This window comes from Pseudomonas sp. NMI760_13 (assembly GCF_021283245.1).
In the GTDB taxonomy this organism is placed as follows: Bacteria; Pseudomonadota; Gammaproteobacteria; order Pseudomonadales; family Pseudomonadaceae; genus Aquipseudomonas; species Aquipseudomonas peradeniyensis.
This window is the reverse complement of sequence record NZ_JAJSRC010000013.1, coordinates 153,728-164,626: the sequence shown is the minus strand read 5'-3', so window position 1 is coordinate 164,626 and position 10,899 is coordinate 153,728. Positions and strand designations below refer to the sequence as shown.

Sequence of the window (10,899 nt, the reverse complement as noted above, 5' to 3'; positions counted from 1 at the left end):
GCTGCGCCCCAGGATGGGGCGTTCAGCGCGGTCCTCCCGGGAGCAAGAACGGAGCGAGGGAACCCCGGAGCGAAGCGTAGGGGCCGGATGATGGAGCGAGGATTTTTTGGTTCCTTTTTGATCCTTCAAAAAGGGACCCGCCGTAAGGGCGGAAAGGTGACGATGCGTCACCATCGCCAATGAATGCGCATGCAACGATAAAAACAAACCTCAAAACTATAGGCGCATTTAATTGAGATGCCAGCAGTCACCGGTTCCGCTTTTAAAACCACCAGCCCCGATTGACTCCACCCCCCGCCTGGGTAAGGCTACCCCTTCCCCCAAACCAAGAGACCACCAATGCTGATCGATCCCCGCAAGGCCACGCTGCTGGTCATCGACATCCAGGAAAAACTGATAGGCGCCATGAGCGACCCCGAGGGCACCGCAGCCCGCGCCCGCTGGCTCCTCGCGGCAACCGCCGAACTAAAACTCCCCACGGTAATCTCCGAGCAATACCCCAAGGGCCTGGGCCACACCCTGGCCGCCCTCAAGGCCGCAGCGCCAGCCGCCGAGATCGTCGAAAAACTGCACTTCTCCTGCGTAGCCGCCAAATGCCTGCCCAACAGCCTGCTTGAACGCGAACAGGTAATCGTCTGCGGCATGGAGACCCACGTCTGCGTGCTGCAGACCGTGCTCGGCCTGCGCACCCTGGGCAAGCAGGTGTTCGTGGTCGAGGACGCCTGCGACAGCCGCACCCCACAGAGCAAGGCTGCGGGCCTGGCGCGCATGCGTGATGCCGGGGCGCAGGTGGTCACCCGCGAGATGGTGCTGTTCGAGTTGCTGGGCAGCTCCAGCCACCCGCTGTTCCGCCAGATCAGCAAGACCTACCTGGTCGGTGAACAGCCCTGAACGCCCGCCTGCTGACCACCGCGCTGCTGACCCTGGGCCTGCTCCAGGGTTGCGCCGGGCGACGTGAGGAAGCCGCCGAGGCCGACCCGGCCAAGGTTCGCGCCCAGCTCGTGCGCCTGCTGCCGGCCCAGGTCAAGGACCGCCAGGGCTGGGCCGAGGATATCCAGGTGGCGTTCCAGGCCCAGGGCATCAGCCCGAGCAAGAGCAACCTGTGCGCGGTGCTGGCGGTGACCGAGCAGGAATCCACCTTCAACGCCGACCCGCAGGTGCCAAACCTGGGACGCATCGCCCGGGAGGAGATCGACCGCCGGGCGGCGCGCCTGCATGTGCCCCGGCTGCTGGTCGATAGCGCCCTGGACACGCCCTCGGCCAACGGCAAGACCTACCAGCAACGGCTGCTCGCCGTGCGCAGCGAGAAGCAGCTCAGTGCCCTGTACGACGAGGTGATCGGCGGCCTGCCGCTGGGGCGCTCGCTGCTGGGCGGGTTGAACCCGGTGCGCACCGGCGGGCCGATGCAGGTCAGCGTGGACTTCGCCGAGCGGCACGCCAAGGGCTATCCCTACGACCACTCGGGCAGCATCCGCCAGGAGGTGTTCAGCCGCCGTGGCGGGATGTACTTCGGCATCGCCCACCTGCTCGGCTACCCCACCCACTATGAACGCCAACTGTACCGCTTCGCCGACTTCAACGCGGGCTGGTACGCCAGTCGCAATGCGGCGTTCCAGGCGGCCTTGAGCCGGGCGAGCGGGGTGGCGCTGGCGCTCGATGGCGACCTGATCGCCCCCGGCGCCATACTGCCCGGCACCACCGAGCAGGCGGCGCGCAAGCTGGGGACGAAGCTAGGGTTGCGCAATCCGCAGATCAGGGCTCAGCTGGAGAAGGAGAATGGCCTGGAACTGGAGGACACCACGCTGTATCGCGGGGTGTTCGCCCTGGCCGAAGCGAAGGCGGGCAAGGCGTTGCCACGTGCGGTTTTGCCGGGGATCGAGCTGAAGAGCCCGAAGATCACCCGCAAGCTGACCACGGCGTGGTTTGCCGGCAGGGTGGATGAGCGGTATCAGCGGTGCATGAAGCGTTGACACGGTCCCTGCAGGAGGTCGCTGCGGCGCTGTCGATTAAGAAAGAGCTATACGCATCACCAGCGTGGGAGCGGGCTTGCCCCGCGATGAGATGCATGGCACCGGCTTCGCCGGTGTTCGCGGGTCAAGCCCGCTCCCACGCTGGTGATGCTCCCGACTTTGTTCCCTCTGCGATAGTGCAGCCTGAAGGGCTGGGCGATCTCCTGAAGGCGCTCAACTGTCACCGAGTGCCTTGACCACCTGCTCGACACTGGCCTTGAGCCCCGCCACGGTGTCGTCAGGATCGGCGTCCACCACCAGCAACTTCGCCCCGGACGCGGCGATCACCTCGGCCACCCTGGCATCCGGCTGACGATGATGCAGCACCAGCGCCACATCCTGCGCCTTGAGGTGCTCGCCCAGCGCCTTGAGCGCCGTCTCGTCCCATTTGTCGTCGGCGGGCAGTGGCTGTTCGACCACATCCAGGTTCAACCCGCTGGCCAGGTAGCCCAGGCGCTCGGACAGGCTGACCACAGTCAGGTTGTCGACCTCGGCCAGGCGTGTCTGGCTGTTGGCGGTCAGCTCCAGCATCTGCCGCTTGAGGCCGGCCAGGTTGCCCTGGATCTTCGCCTTGTCGGCTGGCGCAAGTCGTTCCAGGTCGTTGGCGACGACATCGGCCATGCGCCCCAGGTTGGTCGGGTTCAGCCAGGGGTAGGCGGTAAACGCCTCATCACCCTTGACCGCGATACCAGGCAGGGCGCCATCCACCGGCCGCGCGGCGTCGATCTCGACGATGCGGATATTGCTGCGCCGGGCCGTGGGATAGAGCGGGTCGTCACGCCAGATCGAGCGCACGCCGATCACCGCGTCGGCCTTCGACGCCGCCTTCTGCAGGCCGGCGCCGCCACGGCCGCTGAAGTACGACGGCTGGCGGCTGGCCGGCAGATTGGCCGGGGCGGCGCGCTTGAGCTGCACCGAGGTGCCGTCGAGCAATACGCTGGCCAGGCTGTGGGTCACCGGCAGGGTGGTCAGCACTTCAGTAGCATTGGCCAGCAGCGGCAGGCCACTCAGGGTCAGGGCCAGGGTCAGTTTCTTCAGGGTCATGCCGGGTTTCCTTGCAGGCGGGGGACGAGGGCGCGGGCCAGGGCGGCGAGGGCGAAGCAGATCCCGGCGACCAGGATGATCGCCGCGCCCGAGGGCACCGGCAGGTCGAAGACGATCGGCAGCAGGATGCCGAGCAGGGTGCTCAGGGTGGCGATGATCACCGAGACGAAGAAGAAGCCCTTGAGCGACTGGCTGACCAGCCGCGCCGCCGCCGCCGGGATCACCAGCAGGGCGCCGACCAGGATCGCGCCGATCACCTTCACCGAGGCCACGGTGACCAGGGTCACCAGGACCACGAACAGGTAGTCCAGGGTCTTCACCGCCACCCCGCGCACCGCCGCCAGCTGCGGGTTGAAACTAGCCAGCATGATGCGGTTGTACAGCGGCAGGGCCAGGGCCAGCACCAGCACGGCGACGATACCCAGCACCAGCAGGTCGTGGGCGCTGACGGTGAGCACCGAACCGAACAGCACGTTCTCGAGGATGTGCACGTTGATCTTGCCGGCCAGCATCAGCAACAGGCTCGCGCCCAGGGCCAGCGACACCGAGAGGAACACGCCGATCAGCGTATCCGGGGACAAGCCGGTGCGGTTGCGCAGGAAGTTGAGCAGGATGCCGAACAGCAGGCAGTAGCCGAACAGGCTGCCGTACGGGCCGGTGTAGGGCTCGCCGAGCAGGATGCCGATGGCCACGCCGGTCAGCGCGGCATGGCCGACCGCCTCGGAGAAGAAGGCGAAGCGCTTGACCACCACCAGGGTACCCAGCCCGCCCAGCACCGGGCCGATCATCAGGCCTGCCAGCAGGGCGTTGACCACGAAACCGTAGGCCAGCGCCTCCGGCAGGTAACCAGCGGTGGCCCAGTCCTGGACCAGCTGGCGGAAGGATTCGAAACTCATCAGGCAAGGCTCTCGCTGCGCGGATGGACGGAGAACAGCCCAAGCAGGCGCTCGGGAGTCAGGGCCTGGGCTGGCGGGGCGTCGAACAGCACCTGGCGGCTCAGCCCGGTGACCCGGTCGGCCAGGCGCAGCACCGCTTCCAGGTCGTGCTCGATCCACAGAACGGTGGTGCCGGCCTGGCGCCAGCCGTGCAGCAGTTGCTCGAACACCTGGATGCCGGCCTCGTCGAGGGCCGACATCGGCTCGTCCAGCACCAGCAGCTGTGGCTCGGGGATCAGCCCCTGGGCCAGCAGCACGCGCTGGCGCTCGCCGCCGGACAGCGCGCCCATGCGCCGCTTGCGCTTGTCGAGCATGCCTACCCGCGCCAGCGCCGCGTCGATCGCCGGGCGCACGCGTCGGGACAGGCCGAGGAATGCCGGGCGGCGCTGGCACATGGCGGCCATGAAGTCGTCCACGGTCATTGGCAGGCCACGGTCGAATTCCAGGGCCTGGGGCACGTAGCCGATCACTTCACGCTCGGTGGGCCAGTGCAGGGTCAACAGGCCCTGGTGCGGCATCTGCCCGAGCAGGGTCTTGATCAGCGAACTCTTGCCGCCACCGTTGGGGCCGACGATGGCGTGCACGCTGCCGGGGGCGACGCTGAAGCGCACGTTCTCGAGGATGCGTGTGCGGCCAAGGGTGAGGTCGATGCCGTCGAATTCGATACGCGGCCCGCTGGCGGTTGTGAGGTTGGCGGCGGCGGTCACGTGCGGTTCTCCTGGATGGCCTGGACCACCGTGTCGAGGTTGCGCTTCATCTCCACCTCGTACTTCTCGGTGGTGTATTCGCCGTAGGAGATGTGCGTGAGCGGGTAGATGCGCACGCCGGACTCGCGGTGGATGGTGTCGACGTAGGCCGAGGGGAAGTCCATCTCCGAGAAGATCACCTTCACATCCAGGGCCTTGAGCTGGTCGATGGTCTTCTTCAGCTGCGCCGGGCTCGGTTCGATGCCGTGGGCTGGTTCCACCACGGCGGTGACTTCCAGGCCGAAGTCGCGCACCAGGTAGTCGTAGGCGGCGTGGATGGTGGCGACACGGAAGGTCGCGTCCGGTGCCTCGGTGACCTTGGCCAGCGCCTCGGCACGCAGGGCACGCAGGCGCTTGGCGTAGGCCCGGGCGTTCTGCGTGTAGAACTTGGCGTTGTCCGGGTCGAGCTTGCCCAGTTCGCGGGCGATGTTGTTGACCTGGGCAATGGTGGCGCTGATCGACAGGAAGGTGTGGGGGTTGACCACCTTGCCGGCGCCGCGGGCGGCGATGCCGGTGGCCGCCAGCAGCGGCACGTTGGCGTTGGACTCGATGGTCTTGATGTCGGGCTTTTCGCTGGCGGCGATCATGCGGTCGGCGAAGTCGTCGTGGCCGACACCGTTGAGCACGATCACGTCGAGGCTGCCGATGCGCTTGATGTCCTCGGCGCGGGGCTCGTAGGCGTGGGGATTGAAGCCGGCCGGGATCAGCGGCACCACCTCGGCCTTGTCGCCGACGATGTTGCTCACGTAGCTGTAGTAGGGGTGCAGGGTGATGCCGATGCGCAGCGGCTTGCCATTGTCGGCGAGGGCCACGGCGGGCAGGGCGCAGGCCAGGAGCAGCGCCAGGGTGCGGCGGGCGAAGCGGAGCATGGGCAGGTCCTTAGTGACGGTGTTGGCGGGTGACCCCGGCGTCGTAGTGGGTGACGATCTGCTGCCAGCCGGCGGCGATCAGCGCATCGCTGTCCAGCGCGTCCGGGGGCAGGGCGGTGCTGTCGCGGCGCAGCCAGACATCCGGCTGGGCGTCGCTGGCGGCGGGCAGGATCACCAGGAAGCTGCCGGCCACCTGGGTGTCCTGACTGCGGCCCAGGTAGGCGCCGTTGGCCAGCAGCGACCACTGGTGGCTGCCGCGGCTCTGGCTGCTGGCGTCGTTGACGAACGGCGGCAGCCCCTCGTCGGCCAGGGCCTGGGCGTCCGGGGCGGTGCCGTTGTCCTCGCGCAGGGCGCGGATCTCCTCGACGGCCACCCACAGGTCGGTGTGGATGCCCTGTTCGGCGGCATTGAGGTCGCGGCGGGCGTCGAGCTGGTGGGCGGCGATGGCCTGTTCATCCTCGCGCTCGCCGCGCGCGGCCACCACGCTGGCGGCCAGCACCACGATCAGCAGCGCGGCCAGCAGCACATAAAGGGTCTCGTGCCCGGCGCCGGCCGGGCGCACCACCTGGGCGCGGCTCATGGCGCACCGATGTCGGCGTGGTCCACTTCCACCACGTGGCCGGGGCCGGCATCGAACAGCACGTAGAACTCACCGTCGGGGCGCTTGAAGGTCAGGGTCGAGTCGTCGCCGAGCTTGCTCGCCACCAGCACCTGCTCGTCGTAGCCGATCACGTCCAGGGTCACCCCGGGAGCGCCGCTGCCGTCGGAGAAGCCGCCCTTGCAGGTGATCTGCTCGCCGTGCTCGGTGCACTCGCACATCGGGTTGTGCGCCAGCGCCGGGGTGGCGGCCAGGGCCAAGAGGGGCAGGGCGAGCCTGCACATCAGCTGTTTCATTTGTTGCCTCCTTGTTTCTCGAGCCAGGCCGCGGTGGCGGGGGATGCCTTGGCCAGCGGCACCGCGGCCTGGTACATCTTGCCGTCCCAGCCTTCGATGGTGATCCAGATGTCGGCGTCGGGTCGGGTGCGTGGCGGGATCGGCAGCGAAGTGCCCATGCGCGCCGGCGCACCAAAGAAGATCGTGCCGGCGGCGCGCAGGCTGCGCGGCTTGCCCACCCGCAGGTAGATGGCCTTGGCGCCGTCGTTGCAGTTGCCGCAGGCGGCGTTGAAGGCCTTGAAGTAGCCGGCCGGGCCTTCGGCGCGCGGCGCCTCGTCGCGCAGTTCGGCCAGGTCCAGGGTCCAGCGTCCGACCTGGATATCCTCGACGATGTTGGCGCCCAGGCCGCTGTCGCCGCGGAACAGGCTGGCGTCGGCGAAGTACTTGGGCATGAAGCCCAGCGGCACGAGGATCAGCAGGATGTTCAGGTGGAAGCGCCATTTCAGCCACAGCTGCTTCAGGCCGCTGGGCGGCAAGGTATCGGTCTGGCTCAAGGTTGGGCCTCCAGGGTGGTTGGGCTGGCCGCGGCGCGCTTGCGTGCCGGACGCTCGCTGCGCTTGAGGGCGGCGAGGGTGGCCTGGGTGGTGCGTTTGGTCCAGATCAGCAGGCCGCTGAACACCATCAGGGTCAGTACCAGGCCGAAGAAGAACCAGATCAGCTTGATCGCCAGGCCACCGAAATCACCGGTGTGCAGCGGGCGCATGGATTCGGTGACGAACTCGAGGGCCGAGCGGTCGCCGAGCAGGAACTGGCTGTCGACGTTGCGCGTGTAGGGGTTGACCTCGGCGGTCTGGAACATCAGCGGGTACCAGCCGCGCCCGCCCATGCTGTAGTGGCTGTAGGCGGTGGCGGGCAGCGAGATGAAGCTGATGTCCAGGCCGGGAACTTTCTCGGTGGCGATGCGTGCCGCCTGGTCCAGGTCGATGCGTGGCGCCGGGCTGCCGTCGGCAGTCTGCGGTACCTGCTCGCGGGCGATGACCGGCACGATCGGCTCGGTGGAAACTGTCACATGGTTGTCGCCGAGGATCGCCTGGATCAGGAACCAGGTGCCGGTGATGGAAATGACCGCGATGAACCAGATCGACCACACCCCGGCCAGGCGGTGCAGGTCGCCCCAGAAGATCCGTGGGCCGTGGCCGGTACGTACTGGCTTGAAGAAACCGCGCCAGAACTTCTTGTACACCACCAGCCCCGTGACCAGCGAGGCCAGCATCGGCAGCCCGAGCAGCGACACCAGGTACCAGCCCCAGCTGTAGCCGTTGGTGAAGGGCACCAGCCACCAGCCGTGCAGGGCGCGGGTGAAGGCCTCGAAGTCGAAGTCCGGACGCTGCCCCTGTATGGCCCCGCTGTACGGGTTGACGTAGAGCAGCGCATTGGTGCCGTCGGCGCGGGTCACCGAGGCCTGCAGGGCGAAGTGCGAACCGTCTGGCTGGCTGAAGAAACGCACTGCCAGGTCCGGTTCGGCCTTGTGCATGGCGTCGAGCACCTGCTGGTAGCTCAGGCGCTGGCTGTCGTCGTCGGGCTTGCTGGCGCGCACATCAGCGTTGGCCAGCCAGACGATCTCCTGGCTGACCACCGCGAGCATGCCGGTGAAGCAGACGATCAGGACGAAGAACCAGATCGGCAGGGCAAGCCAGCTGTGGACCAGGAACCACAGCTTGGAATTGGATTTCTTTCTCGATTGTCGGGCCATCGCTCGGTCTTCTGCATATAAAAATACGGTCGAGTCTGTGCTCAACCTGGAAGGCTGCATAAGTAAGGACGAATGAGAATCAGAAAGCTGCCAAAGCAAATGAAAGAAAATGTTTCAAGAACTGGACGTGACCTCCGTCGAAACCGGCGCCTTGGCCGCGCGCGCCTGCTTCAGGCTGCGCTTGAGCGCGTTGGCGGTGGCCAGGGCGGTGCGCTTGCTCCAGATCAGCAGGCCGCTGAGCACCATCATGCTCAGTAGCAGGCCGAAGAAGAACCAGATCAGCTTGCTCGTCAGGCCGGCGAACTCGCCGGTGTGCAGCGGGCGCATGGACTCGGTGAAGATCTCCACCGCCTTGCGATCGCCGAGCAGGCGGCTGGCCTCCATCGCCCCGGTATAAGGGTTGATCTCGGCCTTCTGGTACACCAGCGGATACCAGCTCATGCCGCCGATGCTCAGGTGCGCATAGGCGTTGCTGGGAAAACCGACATAGTCGACGGTGAAGCCGGGAATCTCGCGCTGGGTGATCCTCACCGCTTCGTCCGGGCTGATCATCGGCGCGGGGCTGCCGTCGGCGGTCAGTGGCACCGTCTCGCGGGCTATCACCGGAATGATGGGCTGGCTGGAAATGGCGATATGGTTGTCGGCGAGCAGCGCCTTGACCAGAAACCAGGTACCGGTGATGGAAATCACCGCGATGAACCAGATCGACCAGATGCCGCTCAGGCGGTGGAAATCGCCCCAGAAGATCCGTGCGCCCTGGTTGAAGCGCAGGGTCGGCTTGAAGAAACCTTTCCAGAAGCGCTTGTAGATCACCAGGCCGGTGACCAGCGAGGCCAGCATCGGCAGCCCGAGCAGCGACACCAGGTACCAGCCCCAGCTGTAGCCGTTGGTATGCGGCACCAGCCACCAGCCGTGCAGTGCGCGGGTGAACTCTTCGAAGTTGAACTGCGGCGGGACGCCCTGAATATGCCCGGTATAGGGGTTGACGTAGACCCTCAGGGTACGGCCGTCGGGGTAGGTGACATCCGACAGCATGGCGAAGTGCGATTCGCTCAGGGTCATCAGGCTGGCCACGGCGATACCCGGCTGGTCGCGCTGCATGGCCACCAGCAGTTCGTCGTAGTTCAGCCGCCGGGCCTCGTCCGAAGGCGGGTTGGCGCGGGTTTGCGGGTTGGCCAGCCAGACGATCTCGCGGCTGATCACCGCCAGGGTGCCGGTGACGCAGACGATCAGCACGAAGAACCAGATGGGCAGGGCCAGCCAGCTGTGCACGAGGAACCAGATTTTCGAGCGTGACTTTTTCGACATGGGGTACGCAGTGTCAATGGCGAAGTTCAGGGGCAAAAGCCCGGCCGTATCTGAAAGAGACGCATGAGCAGGGCAAAACCTGATGGATCATTTGCAAGCAAGTGTTTCCAGGGTGGCCGTGCTGGCGATGCAGGCCCACGTGGGAGCGGGCTGGCCCCGCGAACACCGGCAGTGCCGGTGCCAGGCGCCACAGTGCCTGCATCGCTCCTGCAAAGGGACTAATTTGCCTGCCCCTCGAAACGTCCTCCTATCACCGGACGCGAGCGTGCCCCTGGGCCGTCGGTCCCTTTCATCGAATGTGTACAGGAGGCCCGTCATGGGTGTTGCTGTGGGATTTACAGTGCGTCCGCTGTTGCCGGAGCAGGGACGTTTGCCGTTGCTGGTGGAGGCGGGTGACGACGACACCAGCCTGTTGGAGGTGTTCGACGAGCTCAAGGCGCTGGTGGATGAACACCTGCTGCGCGACGGCGGCATCCTGTTCCGCGGGTTTCGCCTGGAGGGCGCCGAGCAGTTCCGCCAGTTCGCCGCCAGCTTCGGTCAACCGCTGCTCAACTACGAGTTCGGCTCGACGCCGCGCACCAACGTTACCCAGGGGGTCTACACCTCCACCGAGTACCCGGCGCACCAGCATATTCCGCTGCACAACGAGCAGGCCTACTCCCGCGACTGGCCGATGAAGATCTGGTTCTACAGCATGATCGCGGCAAAATCCGGTGGTCAGACGCCGATTGCCGACAGTCGCGAAGTCTATCGGCGGGTGCCGGTGCATGTCCGCGAGCGTTTCGTCAGCAAGGGCCTGATGTACGTGCGCAACTTCGGCAACGGGCTGGATGTGTCGTGGGAGGATGTATTCAATACCGATGACCCGCAGGAGGTCGAAGCCTACTGCAAGGCTCACGGCATCACCTGCGAATGGAAGGATGACGGCGAGCTGCGTACCCGTCAGGTGTGCCAGGCGGTGGCCGAGCACCCCGTGACCGGCGACATGGTCTGGTTCAACCAGGCGCACCTGTTCCATATTTCCAACCTGCCGCCCGAGGTGCGGGAAAGCCTGCTGGACATCGTCGATGAGGAAGACCTGCCGCGCAACGTCTACTACGGCGACGGTTCGCCCATCGAGGACGAGGTGCTCGATGAGATCCGTGCGGTGCTGGAGGACTGCAAGATCAGTTTCCTCTGGCAGGAGGGTGACGTGATGATGCTCGACAACATGCTCGCCGCCCATGCCCGTGCGCCGTTCGAAGGCCCGCGCAAGGTGATCGTGGCAATGGCCGAGGGGCATTCGCTGGAGCAGGCCTGACCTGCCGATCGCTCCTGCAGGCCGGCGCGACCTCCTGTAGGAGCGGCCTTGTGCCGCGAAAG

12 protein-coding genes are annotated in these 10,899 nt (G+C 66.3%); 3 read left to right on the top strand and 9 right to left on the bottom strand.

Annotated features, from left to right (window positions below):
* The first annotated feature begins 339 nt into the window (after nt 1-339).
* Entirely contained in the window at nt 340-891 is a 552-nt protein-coding gene (locus tag LU671_RS15760; RefSeq protein WP_232856166.1) for an isochorismatase family protein, read from the top strand.
* Entirely contained in the window at nt 888-1,970 is a 1,083-nt protein-coding gene (locus LU671_RS15755) for a DUF1615 domain-containing protein (RefSeq protein WP_332880081.1), read from the top strand. Before LU671_RS15760 ends, LU671_RS15755 begins: the two co-directional genes overlap by 4 nt.
* A 213-nt stretch (nt 1,971-2,183) precedes the next feature.
* Here the strand turns inward: LU671_RS15755 and LU671_RS15750 are convergent, their stop codons facing one another.
* The 9 genes from LU671_RS15750 to LU671_RS15710 all read right to left on the bottom strand — a co-directional run bounded on the left by LU671_RS15750 (nt 2,184) and on the right by LU671_RS15710 (nt 9,537).
* Nucleotides 2,184-3,053: a metal ABC transporter substrate-binding protein gene (locus tag LU671_RS15750; RefSeq protein WP_232856165.1), complete on the bottom strand. Its 870-nt coding sequence runs from the start codon at nt 3,051-3,053 to the stop codon at nt 2,184-2,186.
* On the bottom strand, nt 3,050-3,949 hold the full coding sequence (locus tag LU671_RS15745) for a metal ABC transporter permease (RefSeq protein WP_028692191.1): 900 nt from the start codon (nt 3,947-3,949) through the stop codon (nt 3,050-3,052). The genes LU671_RS15750 and LU671_RS15745 overlap by 4 nt, the downstream gene beginning before the upstream one ends.
* Nucleotides 3,949-4,695 carry a metal ABC transporter ATP-binding protein gene (locus LU671_RS15740; RefSeq protein ID WP_232856164.1) on the bottom strand — a complete coding sequence of 249 codons (747 nt, stop codon included), beginning with the start codon at nt 4,693-4,695 and terminating at the stop codon, nt 3,949-3,951. Before LU671_RS15740 ends, LU671_RS15745 begins: the two co-directional genes overlap by 1 nt.
* Complete coding sequence (locus LU671_RS15735; RefSeq protein WP_198745327.1) at nt 4,692-5,603, bottom strand: metal ABC transporter substrate-binding protein; 912 nt, start codon at nt 5,601-5,603, stop codon at nt 4,692-4,694. Before LU671_RS15735 ends, LU671_RS15740 begins: the two co-directional genes overlap by 4 nt.
* A gap of 10 nt (nt 5,604-5,613) precedes the next feature.
* Nucleotides 5,614-6,183, bottom strand: coding sequence for a DUF6162 family protein (locus LU671_RS15730; RefSeq protein WP_232856163.1), 570 nt, complete (start codon nt 6,181-6,183; stop codon nt 5,614-5,616).
* Nucleotides 6,180-6,497, bottom strand: coding sequence for a hypothetical protein (locus LU671_RS15725; protein WP_232856162.1), 318 nt, complete (start codon nt 6,495-6,497; stop codon nt 6,180-6,182). Before LU671_RS15725 ends, LU671_RS15730 begins: the two co-directional genes overlap by 4 nt.
* Nucleotides 6,494-7,030, bottom strand: coding sequence for a thiamine pyrophosphate-binding protein (locus LU671_RS15720; protein WP_232856161.1), 537 nt, complete (start codon nt 7,028-7,030; stop codon nt 6,494-6,496). Before LU671_RS15720 ends, LU671_RS15725 begins: the two co-directional genes overlap by 4 nt.
* Nucleotides 7,027-8,229: a PepSY-associated TM helix domain-containing protein gene (locus tag LU671_RS15715; RefSeq protein WP_232856160.1), complete on the bottom strand. Its 1,203-nt coding sequence runs from the start codon at nt 8,227-8,229 to the stop codon at nt 7,027-7,029. Before LU671_RS15715 ends, LU671_RS15720 begins: the two co-directional genes overlap by 4 nt.
* Nucleotides 8,230-8,343: 114 nt before the next feature.
* The gene (locus LU671_RS15710; RefSeq protein WP_232856159.1) at nt 8,344-9,537 is read right to left on the bottom strand and encodes a PepSY-associated TM helix domain-containing protein; all 1,194 of its coding nucleotides are present in this window, start codon (nt 9,535-9,537) and stop codon (nt 8,344-8,346) included.
* 316 nt (nt 9,538-9,853) lie between these two features.
* Here LU671_RS15710 and LU671_RS15705 point away from each other — a divergent pair, with 316 nt between their 5' ends.
* Nucleotides 9,854-10,837, top strand: a complete 984-nt coding sequence (locus tag LU671_RS15705; RefSeq protein WP_232856158.1) for a TauD/TfdA family dioxygenase — start codon at nt 9,854-9,856, stop codon at nt 10,835-10,837.
* Nucleotides 10,838-10,899: the final 62 nt, after the last annotated feature.